Here is a 15,597-nt window from a genome sequence, read left to right on the forward strand (position 1 = left end):
TTATATATCTTCATCGAATGCCAAATAGCAATCATCAACTAATGTTAAGATTATACCACGGATCGTTAGTTTGTCATCAATGCTCATTCGATACGTCTTTTTTAATTGTTGTATGTTTTCGTAACATAAATCGACCATCTGGTCTAAATGATGCATTAAATCATTTGTAGTATACTCTAATTGTGAAAGATTACTTTCAATATAATCACTACACCATTCATAAAAATTGCATCTTAATGCTATATACTCTTGTCCGAATAACTCTTCATTGGTTCTTGCTTTTGTGGCTGTAAAGCTTAAACGTTGAACTTTTGTTACTTTGATGTCATTGCAAACAACCGTTATTTTTTCCTCTAGATTTCGTTGATCACTAATATCTAGTGTTTCGAATACCTTCCATGCTGGATCAATAGGTTTTATTTCACTCTGATTTGAAGCAGCTTGTAGGAATATTACTTGAACCATTTCACGACTAACAAATCTGCCAAATTTTCGTTCGTCTTGTTGGTTTCGATCAAACAAACTTTCCAGGGCGCCAAGGATTATACTCTCGAGGCCATAATGTCGATGATCATAGAATTGACAGTCTTTAATACATCTTAAAACTTCATCATCATATGAATCATTATCAGAATCAGTTATAATAAAATCAATGGAAGATAAAAATGAGTAGAAGGTGTCTTTGTCCCATTGAGATATTATTTTATAATTTCCAGCGTAAGAAGTTATTATTCTTTTTTCTCTGTCAGCATAAACAGCGTATTGAGTTTTATATTCTTCTACAAATAGGTGTCTGGCAATTTCAATTTCATTTGATGTTAAGGTTTCCTTTTTTACTAATTTTTTTAATATATTTAGCTTAGTGGTTTTTGTTTGGCTTAACGGAAAATTAGGTGCAACGAAACGCAGTGTTTGATTGTCTATTCTCTCATCTGAAAGTTGTGCATGACAAAATATTGAAAAATCAAGAGTCTTAGAATCATTAAGGTGACTTATGTATTGATCAGAAAAAGCTACAATTGTATTTTTTATTGCTTCTGAATTGAAACTTAATCCGCTTGAATAATTTTTATTTTCTTCTATTTCAATAGTTGCAAGACCATTGTTAACGGTTAAGGTTGCAGAGTCTTCAATGAATTCAGTTGCACAGTAACAGGTCTTCTTTCCTAACTTCTTGATGAGATTTAAAAGTCGATGAACCGCTCTGACTCGTTGGAATAGTAATCCGCTACCAGATGTTTTTGCTGCTTCTCTATTAATTGTTTTTGTAGTCATGAGTTTGCTGTCATTAATGAAATTAATTAATCCTAACACATTGAGTAATAGGTGCAATACGTTCCTCAAGGAAGTTTTCTCATTATCATTTCACTGGTGATAGATACGCTCTCTTGTAACGTCTAACCCTATGTATCAATTTTCATGGAACTGATTTTTAGTATATAGCGTCACCGGGGCATACAGAGGAATCGGGAACTATGAGCATTGAGTGATTACCGCTGTATCGCAAAGCAAATTCATGAGGGGTTAGGCTGTCTTGGTAAATGATAAATTCGTTTTGGGTTGCAGTTTGTTACCATTCCTGAACACTGAAGCGCTGGCTTGCTCGGTGTAGTGTGTGCGTTTTGTAGAAGTATTTTGTTAGCAGTGATAGCTCTAAGCTGTCAGTTAAGAGTCGAAATGTTAAATGTAAAATTTGACATATCTTGTCAAGTTTTTGTCAAATTCATGACAACTTGTTTTGACATGCAGCTTATACCGGAATGAGGTGTCTTTCCGTGGATCCTCATCGTGTCAAGAGATTGGTCATTCGGGGGTATTGCATTGGCGAACATCGCGTCGATGGTGGCGCCCGCAAGGTGCTGGTGACCCTGCAGGGTGAGTAATCAGGCTGCAACCAGCTGAAAGATGAAGATAAAAAAGAGGGATGGCGCCGAGCCATCCCTCTTTTGTTTTTACGATTTCGCGAGCGCTCTGCGTGGCTCAGCCGACCTTGAAGGGGGTCAGCTCGGCCAGCGGGGCGGCGTCCATAAAGGCTTGCGGCTCCTGACCGTGTTTGAAGATCTTGAAGTCCTGCTCGCGTGCGCTCCAGTACTCCAGACGCTCGCTGCCGTTTTCTCCGGTGATTTGCAGCAGGCTCGCTTCACGCAGGGCCACCACGTGCTCGCTCGGGTTGATGGCGCAGAACTCGGCCAGACGCTCGTCGCGGGTCTCGCCCATGTGGCCGCTGATGCTGGCGTCCAGATAGTGCGGGTTGATCTGCAGCGGGAACAGGCCCAGCGCCGGCAGCACGGCGGCGCTGCAAACCGGCATGTCGTTGGTGGTGCGGATGCTCGGGGTCGCCACGTTGCAACCGGCGCTCCAGCCCACATAGGGGACGCCCCGCTCGCGCACGGCACGCTGGATCGGCACGATCAGGCCGTTTTCATGCAGCATCTGGTTGAGGCGCCAGGTGTTGCCGCCGCTGATAAAGATGGCGTCCGCCTGATTGATGGCATCAACCGGGTCATCGAAGTGGTGGATGCTGATGGCATCGACTCCCAGACTCTCCTGCAGCTCGTTGGCCCGGGCATCCCAGTCGCTGCGGATCACCGCGTAGGGGATGAGCATGATGCGCTTGACCTGTTTGCGAGCCAGCAGGCTTTGAACCCGATCCCGGGCCCAGCCGAGCAGACCCGGAAATTCGTTGGCTTTACCGTTGCTAAGCAGAAGCAGTTCCATCAGATACGTCCTCAAAAAGTGAAAGCGGAGGAGGGAGGGCCACCGGAGCCGCCGTGCGGCCGGATGGCAAGAGGAGGCATGCTACCACCATTGGCGCGGCGGTTCTGTGATCGCGAGGCCCATTCAACGGCCATGGAGGAGTTATGGATGGATAACTCAATGCCAAGCGGTGGATTAATGGGCCGTGGTCAACTCGCCACCCATTGCCAATAAAAGACCCCGCCGCAGCGGGGTCATGGCAGAGTTAGTCGAGTTTGAGATCGACCCACACCATGCGGTGATCCGAACTGACTCCCTTGGCGATGCCGAGTTTCGCATCATAGACCAGGTGATAACCGGCCTCGAAGCTGGCAGGCCAGTAGACACCGCTCTTCACCGCGTTGAGGTTGGCGGAGGGGATGACGTGATCCAGCTGCAGCACGCTGGAGTTGGTGATGCGTTCCGGGTTGGGGCGAGTGAGGTTGCGTTTGCAGTCGGTCCCCTTGCTGACACACTCCGGGCCCCCTTCGCTGACCGGGATCAGGGTGCCATTGGTGATGGCCTGATTCATCAGCGGGTTGTTTAGCAGATCCTGAATGGCGGTCAGGTCGCCGTCACCGGTGAGCGGATCGGCGTTGAGATCACCCGCGATAACAAACTTGGCGTTTTTGGCCAGCCCACCCTTGGTGCCCTTGTCATCGGTCATGTAGTTGAGACCCTTGACGTAGTCATTCCAGAAGGCGATCTCGGCGCGGTTGTGTTTGACGGTGTGGCGCGCCGCATTGGCAAAGATTGGCGGGGTCGGGTGGGAGATCAGGAAGTGGATCACCTCTTCCCCCTTCTCGGTCTTGATCCGTACCGGCACATCGGCATGGTTCTTGGAGGAGAGCGGGTACTGCTGCCAGGCTGCGTCTGAATACCAGGCATCACCACACTGGCGGCCGGCCGGGATCTTGACCTTGGGATTGTTGCAGTCATCGATGATGGGGTTCTGCTCGCCCGGCATATCCTTCCACTTGAAGTGCTGGAAGGTTCGGATCTGCTTGGTGTCGATGGGGTATTTGGACATCACCGCAAAGGCGTACTGGCCGTGGTAGTTGCCAAAGCCCCAGGCATCGTCGGGGCCGATGTTGACCTTGCCATCCAGATTGAGGTCATAACCGCTCATCAGGCCGGTGTTGGTGGCGAAATTCTGCATCACCGGATAGCTGATGGCGGTCACTTCGGCGTGCTGGGCGTGAGCCAGATAGTTGTCGTTGAAGGCTTTCAGATCGGCGGTGCTCTCGCCTTTGCCGTCGTTGTCGAACTCGTTGAGCAGGAACACATCCGGGCGGGTGCGCTGGATGATCTCAGCCACGTTGCGGATCTGCTGCACGTTCTTGGCTTTGGTTTCCGTGGCGCCGCTCAGGCTCCCTTCGGTGAGGCGGGCCAGCAGGGCGTCCTGTTCGGTGCGGGTCAAGGCCAGCTCACCGGTCAGCATACCGGCGGCAGTGCGGTCAAAAGAGAGGTTGAAGGTGGCAAAACGAACCATGGGATCAGCTGCCTTTGAGTCGTTGTCGCTGTTGCAGCCAGCCAGCATCCCGAGGGAAATTGCGGCAGCCAGTAGGGTCTTGTTGATATTCTTCATTGTAATTATTCCGTAGCATCAATGAGTTATGCCTTCTGTGAGGCGGCGTCATTATAAGTAGACGGTGATGCTGCGGGGGTTTTGCCTGAGCAAAGTGTGAGGATATTCACACCACATATCTGGCGATGATGAATGTTAGCAGGGCGATATGGGGTGTGAAAAACCGGTTTATACGCTGCAGTTTCCGGGATGAATAACACGCTTCCTGCCGTTACCGCACTCTGAATTTGTCACACTACCATCGGCAGGCCGCTCTCGGGGTGGTGGATCACCTGTGCCGGATAGTCATAGAGACGGGCGATGAGCTCAGGGGTCAGCACCTCGGCAGGCGTGCCATCGGCCATCAGCTTGCCCCGCTCCAGCATCACCAGCCGATCGGCATAGCGCGCCGCCAGATTGAGGTCGTGCAGCACCACCAGCACAGCTGTATTGCGGCTGGCCAGGGCGCGCGCCATGGTGAGCAGTTGATGCTGGTATTTCAGATCCAGTGCCGAGGTAGGCTCGTCGAGCAGCAGCAAGCGGGGTTGCTCGGCTTGCTCGGTCGGGGAGGGTGCCTGCCAAATCTGCGCCAGCACCCGGGCAAACTGCACCCGCTGCCGCTCGCCGCCGGAGAGCCCGGGATAGAGCCGCTTGGCCAGATGCTCGACCCCGGCATGGGTCATGGCCGCCGCCACTATCTCGTCACGCCGCGCCGCCGGTTCACTGTGGGGCAAGCGCCCCATGGCGACCACCTCCTCGCAGAGAAAGGGGAAGTTGAGGGAGGAGCTTTGCGGCAATACCCCGAGCCGGTGGGCCAGATGGCTGCTGTCCCACTGCTGGCGATCTGCGCCAAACAGGGTGATGGAACCCTCATATTCCAGCTCGCCGGTCAGGCACTTGAGCAGCGAGCTCTTGCCCGCCCCGTTGGGGCCGAGCAGCGCGGTGAGGGTGCCGCTCTCGAGACTAAGATCGAGCCCATCCAGGATCTGGCGCTGGCCACGGCGCAGGCTGAGTCGGCTGCAGCTCAACAGGGGGGAGGAGAGTGAGGATGAGAGTGGTTGCATAACAGTCCGTATCACAGGGCGCGGCGGCCTTTTACCAGCAGCCAGATGAAGAAGGGGGCGCCGAGCAGGGCGGTGATGATGCCCACCGGCAGCTCGGCCGGGGCCAGCAGGGTGCGTGCCAGCATGTCGGCCGCCAGCAGCAGGGCGGCGCCGAGCAGAGCCGAGAGCGGCAGCAACCTGACGTGGTTGGGGCCTGCCAGCAGGCGCACCAGATGGGGCACTACCAGCCCGACGAAGCCGATCATCCCCGATACCGCCACCGCCACCCCGACGCCCGCTGCGGTGAGCAGAATCAGGCGACGCTTGAGGGATTGCACATTGACCCCCAGATGACGGGCCTCTCCTTCACCCAGCAGCAGGGCGTTGAGGGGATTGGCATCGCGCATAAAGAGCCACAGCAGGGCCGCCAGGGTGAGCAGGGCCAGCGCCACATCGGCCGGTTTGCCTGCCGCCAGCGTTCCCATCTGCCACAGGCTCAGGTTGCGCAGCATCTGATCGTCCGCCAGATAGGTGAGCAGGCCGATCACCGCGCCGGAGAGCGCCGTGATGGCGACCCCGGCCAGCAGCATGACGGTGACCGAGGTGCCGCCCTCACGGGTGCCGAGCAGATAGACCAGGGTTGTGGTGAGCGCGCCGCCGAGAAAGGCGAGCAGCGGCAGCAGACCAACCCCGATGGTGGCTTGCAGCTGCTGGCCGAGGGGGGCCAGCAGCACGATGGCGAGCGCCGCACCGAGCGCCGCACCGCCGGAGACACCTATGATGCCGGGGTCAGCCAGGGGGTTGCGAAACAGCCCCTGCATCACGGCGCCACAGAGCCCGAGGATCCCGCCCACGGCGATGCAGAGCAGGGTTCTCGGCAGGCGAATTTCTTGCACGATCAGCAGTTTGTGCGACTCAATCCCGCTCTCCTGCCCGGCAAACAGCGCCCGTAGACTCTCGCCCAGGGTGAGGGTCATGGGGCCGGTTGCCAGCGAACCGAGCAGCAACAGCGCCAGTGCGGCCGTGGTGAAGGCCAGCAGCCAGGAGAGGGGTAACCGCATCATGACCCCTGCTTGATCCACTGGGCGATCTGGTTCGCCTGTTGCAGGGAGTTGAGGCTCAGGCCCCCTTGCAGGGCGTGGCCGTCGATGGCGTGAATGGCGTTGCGCTTGCCAGCCGGGGTGGCTGCCAGGGCGGGCACTTCGGCCAGCACCTTGGCCGGATCGGCATATTGCTGCCAGTCACGACCGCTGACCAGCACCAGATCGGGCTGCATCTCGATGAGGGATTCGGCGGATACCGGCTTGTAGTTGCGCAACTCGGCGACCGGATTGATGCCGCCTGCCAGCGAGATCAGCGCGCTGGCGGTGGTGTCCCCCCCGGCGATGCTGGTGGGTTGCCCCTTGTGCAGCAGCAGGAAGGCGACCTTGAGCGGTTTGTTCTGTTTGGCTTGCGCCGCCAGCTGATCGGTCTGGGCCTGGATCTCTGCCTTCAGGCGATCGCCAGCTGCTTTATCGCCCAGCAGGCTGGAGAGGGTGTCGATACGCTGGTTGAGGTTGGCGAGGGTCGGCGCGGTATCCAGCACCTCTACCTTGACCCCGGCACGGCGCAGCTGATCCAGGGTCGGGGCCGGGCCCATCTCGTCGCTGCCCACCAGTCGGGTGGGGGAGAGGCTCAGGATCCCTTCGGCGGCCAGTGCCCGGTGATAACCCACCTTGGGCAACCCTTTTGGCAAGGGGCTGCTGACATCGGTGGCGATCAGGCTCGATTCACCACCAAGTGCCAGAATGAGTTCTGTGGTGGCGGGGCCGATACTGACGATACGCTCTTTCTGTCCGTCGGCGGCAACGGCAGAGATGGGGGACAGTGAACTGCAGAGCAGGGTGATGGCGAGGGCAAGACGACGGCCCATGCTAACCTCCGAAGGGGTGAATGAAACGGGTGTGCCGCCGAGAATATCAAGGCTTTGGAAAAAATGCACTGATAATGATAGCAATTATCAATTGCATTGGTTTCGGTGCTTTATTAGAGTAGCCGCCATGATAAACAGCGGGACAACATGGTCCCGCAAAGGGAGAAAACATGAGCATTGCACAACGCATTCACGCGCTGCTGGAGCAGGATCCCGGCGCTCATCCGTCCACCCTGGCGGCCCAGCTTGCCATCAGCGAATGGGAGGTGGTTCGCCATCTGCCCGCCGAGCTGGTGACCCTGTTGCCCGCCGATCGCGCACAAGGTCTGCTGGAAGATCTGGCCGACTGGGGCCCGGTGACCACCATCGTCGAATCAGAAGGTTCCATCTTCGAGGTAAAAGCCCCCTTCCCGAAAGGCAAGGACGCACGCGGTTACTACAACCTGATGGGCCGGGACGGTGAGCTGCATGGTCATCTCAAGCTCGACAACGTGGCGGGGATTGCGCTGGTCAGCAAGCTGTTCATGGGCAAGGAGGGGCACTCCTTCCAGTTCTTCGGTCACTCCGGCCGCTGCATTTTCAAGGTCTATCTGGGTCGCGACGAGAAACGTCAGCTGCTGGCCGATCAGGTCACCCGTTTTATGGCGCTGCGCCACAACTCTCAAGAGGAAGTCAAAGCATGAGTGAACGTCAGGAGCGTCTGCAGAACCGCCTGCAACCGGAGATCCGCGAGTTTCGCGACAGCTGCCGCACCCTGCAGCTCGCCACCGTCGATGGCGAAGGCAATCCCAACGCCAGCTATGCCCCGTTTGTGCTGCAGGAAGATGGCTACTATGTGCTGATCTCCGAGATCGCTCGCCACGCCCGCAACCTGCAACAGGTGCCGCGAGTATCCCTGATGCTGATCGAGGATGAGAGCGGTGCCCGCGAGCTGTTTGCCCGCAAGCGCTTGACCTTCGATGCGGTAGCCGAAGTGGTGGCCCGTGACGACGCTCGCTGGAGCAAGGCGGTCGCAGCGCTGGAGGGGCGTTTTGGCGAGATCATCAAGGGTCTCTCCAACCTCAAGGATTTCAAACTGTTCCGCCTCAAGCCGGAGCAGGGGCTGTTCGTCAAGGGCTTCGGCCAGGCGTTCGCGGTCTCCGGTGACGAGCTGGTGGATTTCGTCCATCTGGTGGAAGGGCACAAGCGCATCGACAACGGTGCCGAGCTCACCAGCCCGGCCGATGCGCCGGTCTGAGGATCCCTGTCGACCACGACAGCCGTCATAACAAAACGGGCAGCCACTGGGCTGCCCGTTTTTATTGCGTTATCTCATCCGGCCTGTTCAATCCTGCCAGGAGGCCTTGTTGGGAAAAGCGCGACGATCGGCGTCGGTGGCCGTTTCGTTGCACTCGCCCCGCACCTTCCAGGAGGTCTGGCTCAGCACTATGTAGCCCTGGCGGCAATACTGCTTGGTCGCCAGGGTCTCGGTCAGCAGGTTCTCCTGCAACGCCTCTCGCTGTTCCAGCAGCCGCTGGCTCTGGGCCGCCGAGAGGCCGCGCGGCAAGGTGTCGTTGGGTGCGGCTTCAAAGGTGAACCGCTTGCTCCCCTCCTCGTTGATGTGGGTCAGAAACAGGGGTTCCGGCCCGTCATACTTCTGTCCGGGCAAGCTGGAGCAGGCCGACAGCAGGGGAACAATCAACAACAGGGTGGCAGACAACAGGCGCACGACAGACTCCAGTGAGAAACGAGGCGAGGTTCGCAGATTAGCACGGCTGCAGGGCGGGTGTTACTGCCAGCAGCTCGTCGGTGGTGAGCAGGGTCACACTGCGCCCCTCCGGCAGGCTGAGGTGGCGCCACATCCAGTGATGGTGCTCGGTGATCTGGGCTGCGCTCAGGTGGGGGCGATCAGCGGTGGTGTGACCATCGCTTAATACCAGCACCTCGTACCCATGGGAGGCGGCACTGCGCACCGTGGTGTCGACGCAAAAATCGGTGGCGCAGCCACAGAGAATGAGCCGATCGACCGGCTGCTCGGCCAGCAGGAAGGCAAGCTCGGTATCGAGAAAGCTGTCACAGGCTGTCTTGCGTACCCGGCTCTCCCCCTTGGCCGGTTGCAGCGCACTGTGCAACTGCCAACCCGGGGTGCCCGGTTCCAGTTCGGTACCGGGGGGCGAGTCATGCTGGATATAGATGACCCGTCCCTGTTGCTGCCTGACATGGGCCGCAGCCCGGTTGATATTGGCCAGCACTTGCTCCTGGCGGTAACGGGGCTCGTTGAACAAGCCTTGCTGCACATCGATGATCAGTAACACATCCATTTTCTTACCCGCCGTTTCCTTGAAGATTAGGGTTGCAGCCACTGGCTGCAGTCACGACTGCGGGATTGATGCAGCGCGCCCATATCTTGCTTCATCTCGTCACTGTTTTGCCAGCGCTTAGGCAGCGGCATGATGGTTACCTGCACATCGGCTGCGGGATCTGCAACAGAGGTCTCATCTGTACGGGGCACGACCAGCGCTACCTTGAGGGCCGGATTGCGGCTGGCGATGCGACTGGCGAGCCCAAGCCCCCCCTCGACGTGGAAATTGCCGGCGATATGCATGATCTGCTGGCCCGGGTGCTTGGCGAGATAATCCACCATGCTCTCGGCCATGGTGTCATCCCAGCTGGTCTGGGCGGCGAAGCGGCGGGCGTTGCTGTCGGCATCGCCATGGTGCATGGAGGCCATAAATTTCTGGCGATAGGGGTCATCCCCCAGCGTCAGTTGGCGGGCCAGCTGGCTGCGGCGCGACGCGGGCAGTTTGTCGAGCCACTCAGCCCCCTCCTGACCGACACAGCTCACCAGCGGCTTGGGGGCGTTGGCGGCGATCACCGGCATCTGGTGCGCTTTGGCAAACTCTACCAATGGGCGGTAGTCGCTCGGATAGTTGGGCCAGGCGTTGCCTTCGCGGATCAAGGCCGCTTCACCAATCTGATTCGCCAGATAGGCATCCAGCGTTTTCTGATCGGCGCGGCTGAACTGCTCCATGGAGAGGGCCAATGGCCGCCCGTGCTGCTGGCCAGCGGTGTAAAGCCCGCTCAGCAGGCGCGATTGCAACAGATGCACGGCGGGATGGCTGTGCAGCTCACCCACCAGAATGATATCGGCGTCGGCAATGCGCGCGATCGCCTGCTCCAGCGTCAGGTCTGCGTCTCCCTCGCTGCTTAGCCGGTAGTCATAGAGCGTCTGCAACTGTGATGACTGGGTCGGTTGGGTGGGGGTGGCACAGGCTGCCAGCAGCAGCGGCAGGGCGAGCAGGGGAAGTCGTCTAATCATGGGATCTCACGGCTGATATGCCCGGATGCCGGTGCATCTCGGGGGGCTAATAGAGAATAAGGGCAACACAGGGCGACAGTGTAAAACCAATTTAGCTCAAAACAAATGAGAATGATTTCGTTTCTTGTTGATCTTTGTCGAGAGCCGGGTAATATGCGGCCTGTTTGATAACAGTTCTCAATAAGGATTCGCTGTGACCCATCATAACGCACTCTCTCTGGTTGCCCTCGCCGTGGCGGCCGGCCTCTCCTCCCAGGTCTTTGCTGCCACCCAGAAGGCGGATGAAGTCGTGGTCGTCAGCGGCTCACGGATGGAGCAAAAACTGGAAGATGTCTCCGGTCCCATCTCGGTGATCACCGCCAAGCAGATTGAAGAGCAGGTCGTCACTAATGTCGCCGACCTGTTCCGCTACGAACCCGGTGTGACTGTGCTCGGCGGTCAGGGTGATGCGCAGACCTTTATCATCCGCGGCATGGGTGAAAACCGGGTCAAGGTGGTGCGTGACGGTGTGCGCCAGAACGATGCCTATAGCAAGGGCGGTGTCGGTCAGAGCTACTTCGATACCGACATGATCAAGCAGGTAGAAGTGGCCAAGGGGCCGGCGTCTGCCGCCTACGGCTCCGATGCGCTGGGTGGCGTGATTGCCATCACCACCAAGGATGCCAGCGATTTCCTCAAGGGCAAGGATAGTTATCTGGACGTGACCAGCGGTTACGCCTCCAGCAGCCACCAGAAGATGGCGGGCTTTACCGGCGCCCTGCGCACCGGCGAAGTGGAGAACCTGCTGCGCTACACCTGGCGCGATGGCGGTGTGACCCAGAATTTCGACTCCACCAAGAACGACTTCGATATCGGTACCCACGCTCTGCTGCTCAAGAGCAAGTGGAACCTCTCCGATGAGCAGTTCCTCAAGCTGACCGTTGACTACCTGACCGATGGCGAGGAGCCGGATGCGGTCAAGCTCAACAAGGTCGGTACCGGTACTGCCCGTGTCTTTGATCAGCCCATCACCGACAAGCAGACCGACAACCTCTCTGTGGTGCTGGATCACGGCATCGCGCTGAATCAAGGCTGGGCCGATCGGATGGATAGCAAGGTTTACTTCGCCCGCACCAAGCAGACGCTGGATCAGTACGCCTCATCCAAGTATCCGGTCAGCCCCGGCAACCCCTATGTGACCAAAAACTCGCTGGATCACAACGTGTTCGATCAGAAGAACATCGGCGCCCAGCTGCAGTTCCACAAGGCGGTCGCCAACCATCGCCTGGCCTGGGGGGCTGAATACGAGCACACCGACAACGAACGTACCCGTTACAAGGGGCCGACGACTCCCGGTGATTTTGTCGGCTACAACGAGCTGAGCTTCCCGGCTACCACCAGCGAGCGCAGCGCCCTGTGGGCCTTTGACGAGATCAAGTTTGGCGAGCGCTGGGTACTGACCCCGGGTGCCCGTTATGACTACTACCGGATGACCCCGGACAACGATCCGGCCTACACAGGCGACAAGCTGCACAAGTTCTCCGAAGGGGAGTTGTCACCCAAGCTGGGTCTGGTGTTCAAGGCCCACGAGGCGGCCAACCTGTTCGCCCAGTACAGCCACGGTTTCAAGGCCCCCATGTATGACAGCGCCTTCTCCACCCTGAACCATCAGGCGTACGGCTATCGCATCGAGCCCAACCCGAACCTCAATCCGGAGAGCAGCGACGGCATCGATCTTGGCGTACGTGGCAGCAGCAACGGCTTCAGCTATGAAGTAGCCAGCTTCTACAACAAGTTCGAAGACTTCATCGAGATGGTGGAAGTGGGCAAAGAGGGGAGAACCGCCGTCTACCAGTATCAGAACCTGAGCAAGGCGACCACCAAAGGGGTTGAAGCCAAGGCGGATTACTGGCTCAACGATATCGTTAATGTCTGGGGCAACCTCGCCTACATCGAAGGCAAGGATGGGGATGGCAACTACATCAACAGCCTGAGCCCGCTGAACGGCTCGGTCGGTGTGCGTCTGGAACAGTCCCAATGGAACTTCAACACCGCGCTGCGCTTTGCTGACGACATGGACAAAGTCCGTAAAGACAGCAAAGGCAACGATTACGTGAAGAGCGCCGGTTGGGGTGTTGTGGATATGTACGCCCAGTTCAACCCGATGACCGACCTGCAGCTCAACGTCGGGGTCTTCAACCTGTTTGACAAGGAGTACACCAGCTACGAGCGCATCGCCGGTCGTGCCGAGGGCTCCGATAACAGCATGATGACCGAACCGGGCCGCAACCTGAGTGCACGGGTCAAATACGTATTCTAAAGAGCAAACAACAGACGCAGATGATTAAAGGGGCTTCGGCCCCTTTTTTGTCGCCGCCATGTTGTGACGATGGAGCAGAGCAGATGTTTGCCTAAAAAAGAAACCCGCCATGGGCGGGTGGAAGGATTGCAACACTAACCAGGAGGAGGTGTTACCAGGTAGACCCCACCTCTTCGGTAATAGTTCAATTTTATTGAAGTTTTTTCGTTTTCTGCGCAGGGTTTCCATCGGGATCTGTGGGGGCGGATGGGTTATCATTCTGCTCCCGTCATCCGGTTGCAGAGGATCTATGCCCGCGTTCTCCTGGTTAGCGCTCTTTTTCGGCGCCTTCTATTTCGTCTACGGCGCCTATCTGCCGTTCTGGTCGCTCTGGCTGGAGGGGGTGGGCGTCAGCTCCGAGATGATTGGTCTCCTGCTGGGGGCGGGGATGGCGATCCGCTTTGCCGGCAACCTGATGGTGATGGGGCAGATCAAGGGGGCGGGTCATCTGCTGCCGGTTACCCGATTGTTATCTCTGCTCAGTCTGCTTGCCTTCCTTGGCTTCTATCTCAGCCATCACCTCTGGTGGTTGGTCGGTCTCACCCTGATCGCCAACTTTATCTACCCGACCCTGATGCCGGTGGGTGAGGCGCTGGCGACCCGCATGGTGGTGCAGGCTCACCTCGATTACGGCAAGGTGCGGCTGTGCGGTTCGTTTGCCTTTATTGTCGCCTCTACCCTGGTGGGGGCGCTGGTGGGCAACTTCGGTAGTGACTGGATTTTGCACACCATGGTGGCGGGGCTGGCGCTGATGCTGCTGCTCAGCTGGCTGCCGCTCTATCCGGCGCCACAGGATAGTCAGGGCGAGCGGGCCAAAGCATCCTTGCTGGCAACCCTGCGCAGCGCACCGGTGCGCCGTTTCCTGCTGCTGACAGCTCTGCTGCAGGGGAGCCACGCCGCCTATTATGGTTTCAGCGCCATCTACTGGAAGGCGCAAGGGTATAGCGGAACCATCATCGGCTATCTCTGGGCGCTCGGGGTGGTGGCCGAGATCTGCATGTTCGCCGCCGACAAGCGTTTCCTGCAACGCTTTGGCGCCCAGAGTCTCTTTATCGCCGGTGCCATCGGTTGTGTGGTGCGCTGGGTATTGCTGGGTGCTTCGACCGAGTTGTGGGTGCTGGTACTGGGGCAGTTGCTCCACTCGGTGACGTTCGGTATGAGCCATCTTGGGGCGGTGCGTTTCATGACCCGTCAGCTACCGGCCGAGCAGTTGATCCCGACTCAGGCGCTCTATGCGGCCCTTGGCCTCGGCATGACGGTGGCGGCCCTGATGGCACTTTGCGGCGTGCTGTTCGAGCCTCTCGGCGGCGGCATCTTCTTCCTGATGGTGCTGGTGGTCTTGCCGGTGTTCTTCCTGCGGCTGCGCCCCTTTGCGCCGTCTGCGCAGGAGAGTGTTCCAGCCTGATATTTGTCTATTTGAATCATCACCTAACAAAAGGGAGAGCCACGGCTCTCCCTTTTTCGTTGCTGCGGTTTGCGGCGTTACTGCTGCTCGCCCAGATAGAGGCGGCTGAGGCGGCGCCAGGTATCCGAGCCGATGGTGCCGGCAAGCAGCTCATTGGAGGCGGCATCAAAGCGGCCATCCGGCAGCCAGCCCAGTTGGGGTAGCAGTTGCGCCAGCGTCACGTCATTGTGTTGCAGCTCCCGCTCCAGCGCTTCCCAGAAGGCGCTCCCCTTGACGTAAAAGAGCGGGTAGTAGGAGCGATCGCCCGCCAGCACCTCGCGAGCTGCCCGATAGAGGCTGCTCTCGCTATGAGGTAGCAGTTTGCCCCGCTCGGCCAGCTCGTTGACCGCCGTGACTTGATGCAGCCGAAAGCGGCGCAGCGCTTTGATGGCAAGGTATTCGGCGAGGCTCTCGTTGATCCAGGTGGGCTGTGGAGTTGCGCGGCGAGCGCTGAGGATATGTACCGCCTCGTGGGCCGAGGTGCGCAGCAGGCGCAAGGGGGCCTGTGGCGTCGGCTTGCCAGCCTCGGTGGGGTAGTTGGCGACAAACACCTGATTTCCGGCGGCGCCGCCGAGGGAGCGGGTCGCCACATCCCGCCCCAGCCACACCAGTTGCCATGGATGAGCGGGCGGATCCACATCAAGCTGGAAGGCCAGATAGTCGATGATCTCATTCAGTTGCTGCTGCAAGGCCGGCAGATCGAGCTGGTTGGCGATCTCGTCATGGCTCAGCACCAGCCGCGGATCCGGCTTGGTGACGGGCACTGTGTCCAGACCAAATGGCAGGATCAGCGGCGGCTGGTTGACATCCGGCAGCGGTTGGCAGCTGCCATCCGGCAGACAGACCTCCCCTCGGTGGTTCCCCATCTGGCGCACAAAGTTACCCCATTCGGTCAATAGCCACTGGTTGGGAGCGAACAGCAGCGACTGTTGGGCCGAGGCATCCGCACCCTCTGTCGGAGCCGGTGTGAGCGTGATCTGCCAGCCGATCTCCTTGCAAGAGAAGGGCTGGTTGAGGGCAACCGGCTGGTTGTCTGCAAGGCAGATCAGCGCGGGGGAAACCGCTGTGGCACTGCCCGGCAACTGGCGGGCGGGGAGCAGGGTAAAAGGGGGCTTGCCCTGCATGGTGAGGCGCACTTGCAGCACATTGGCGCTGGCGCCCTGCTCGACAAGGTAGCGGGGCCCGCTCGCGTCATTGCTGGCACAGGCCCACAGTGGCAGCAGCCACAGGGCAAACAGGGTGATATGACGACTCATAAG

Annotated in this window: 14 protein-coding genes; 4 read left to right on the forward strand and 10 right to left on the reverse strand. The window is 58.2% G+C overall.

The window, feature by feature from the left end; translation table 11 throughout:
• The 6 genes from AB5Y99_RS19700 to AB5Y99_RS19725 form a co-directional block, all read right to left on the reverse strand.
• On the reverse strand, positions 1 to 1,275 hold the full coding sequence (locus AB5Y99_RS19700; protein ID WP_368210636.1) for a hypothetical protein: 1,275 nt from the start codon (positions 1,273 to 1,275) through the stop codon (positions 1 to 3).
• A gap of 705 nt (positions 1,276 to 1,980) precedes the next feature.
• Positions 1,981 to 2,718 (reverse strand): dipeptidase PepE, encoded by a 738-nt coding sequence (pepE, locus tag AB5Y99_RS19705; protein ID WP_368210639.1) that lies wholly within the window; start codon positions 2,716 to 2,718, stop codon positions 1,981 to 1,983.
• Between the two features lie 244 nt (positions 2,719 to 2,962).
• On the reverse strand, positions 2,963 to 4,324 hold the full coding sequence (locus AB5Y99_RS19710; RefSeq protein WP_368210641.1) for an endonuclease/exonuclease/phosphatase family protein: 1,362 nt from the start codon (positions 4,322 to 4,324) through the stop codon (positions 2,963 to 2,965).
• A 230-nt stretch (positions 4,325 to 4,554) separates the two neighbouring features.
• The gene (locus tag AB5Y99_RS19715; RefSeq protein ID WP_236317988.1) at positions 4,555 to 5,367 is read right to left on the reverse strand and encodes a heme ABC transporter ATP-binding protein; all 813 of its coding nucleotides are present in this window, start codon (positions 5,365 to 5,367) and stop codon (positions 4,555 to 4,557) included.
• Positions 5,368 to 5,378: 11 nt separating this feature from the next.
• Entirely contained in the window at positions 5,379 to 6,410 is a 1,032-nt protein-coding gene (locus AB5Y99_RS19720; protein ID WP_005335261.1) for an iron ABC transporter permease, read from the reverse strand.
• The gene (locus tag AB5Y99_RS19725) at positions 6,407 to 7,258 is read right to left on the reverse strand and encodes a hemin ABC transporter substrate-binding protein (protein ID WP_216956194.1); all 852 of its coding nucleotides are present in this window, start codon (positions 7,256 to 7,258) and stop codon (positions 6,407 to 6,409) included. The genes AB5Y99_RS19720 and AB5Y99_RS19725 overlap by 4 nt, the downstream gene beginning before the upstream one ends.
• A 170-nt stretch (positions 7,259 to 7,428) precedes the next feature.
• Here AB5Y99_RS19725 and hutX point away from each other — a divergent pair, with 170 nt between their 5' ends.
• Complete coding sequence (gene hutX, locus AB5Y99_RS19730) at positions 7,429 to 7,941, forward strand: heme utilization cystosolic carrier protein HutX (protein WP_005362516.1); 513 nt, start codon at positions 7,429 to 7,431, stop codon at positions 7,939 to 7,941.
• Positions 7,938 to 8,495, forward strand: coding sequence for a heme utilization protein HutZ (gene hutZ, locus AB5Y99_RS19735; protein WP_005335257.1), 558 nt, complete (start codon positions 7,938 to 7,940; stop codon positions 8,493 to 8,495). Before hutX ends, hutZ begins: the two co-directional genes overlap by 4 nt.
• Before the next feature lie 87 nt (positions 8,496 to 8,582).
• Here hutZ and AB5Y99_RS19740 read toward each other — a convergent pair whose 3' ends face one another.
• Genes AB5Y99_RS19740 through AB5Y99_RS19750 form a run of 3 tightly spaced genes read right to left on the reverse strand, consistent with a single transcriptional unit; the run spans position 8,583 to position 10,556 of the window.
• Positions 8,583 to 8,966, reverse strand: coding sequence for a hypothetical protein (locus AB5Y99_RS19740; protein ID WP_005335256.1), 384 nt, complete (start codon positions 8,964 to 8,966; stop codon positions 8,583 to 8,585).
• 37 nt (positions 8,967 to 9,003) lie between these two features.
• Complete coding sequence (locus tag AB5Y99_RS19745) at positions 9,004 to 9,558, reverse strand: cysteine hydrolase family protein (RefSeq protein ID WP_005348211.1); 555 nt, start codon at positions 9,556 to 9,558, stop codon at positions 9,004 to 9,006.
• Between the two features lie 26 nt (positions 9,559 to 9,584).
• The gene (locus AB5Y99_RS19750) at positions 9,585 to 10,556 is read right to left on the reverse strand and encodes a ChaN family lipoprotein (RefSeq protein ID WP_042080090.1); all 972 of its coding nucleotides are present in this window, start codon (positions 10,554 to 10,556) and stop codon (positions 9,585 to 9,587) included.
• 193 nt (positions 10,557 to 10,749) lie between these two features.
• Between AB5Y99_RS19750 and AB5Y99_RS19755 the strand changes: the two genes are divergently transcribed.
• Both AB5Y99_RS19755 and AB5Y99_RS19760 read left to right on the forward strand, forming a co-directional pair.
• Positions 10,750 to 12,855, forward strand: coding sequence for a TonB-dependent hemoglobin/transferrin/lactoferrin family receptor (locus AB5Y99_RS19755; protein ID WP_139442008.1), 2,106 nt, complete (start codon positions 10,750 to 10,752; stop codon positions 12,853 to 12,855).
• A 289-nt stretch (positions 12,856 to 13,144) separates the two neighbouring features.
• Complete coding sequence (locus AB5Y99_RS19760; RefSeq protein WP_201958875.1) at positions 13,145 to 14,299, forward strand: 3-phenylpropionate MFS transporter; 1,155 nt, start codon at positions 13,145 to 13,147, stop codon at positions 14,297 to 14,299.
• 77 nt (positions 14,300 to 14,376) lie between these two features.
• On the opposite strand, the gene AB5Y99_RS19765 is transcribed toward AB5Y99_RS19760, so the two are convergent.
• Positions 14,377 to 15,594, reverse strand: coding sequence for a hypothetical protein (locus AB5Y99_RS19765; RefSeq protein WP_368210643.1), 1,218 nt, complete (start codon positions 15,592 to 15,594; stop codon positions 14,377 to 14,379).
• Positions 15,595 to 15,597: the final 3 nt, after the last annotated feature.

The sequence above is a fragment of the Aeromonas sp. R4-2 genome, assembly GCF_040908295.1.
Lineage (GTDB): Bacteria > Pseudomonadota > Gammaproteobacteria > Enterobacterales > Aeromonadaceae > Aeromonas > Aeromonas veronii.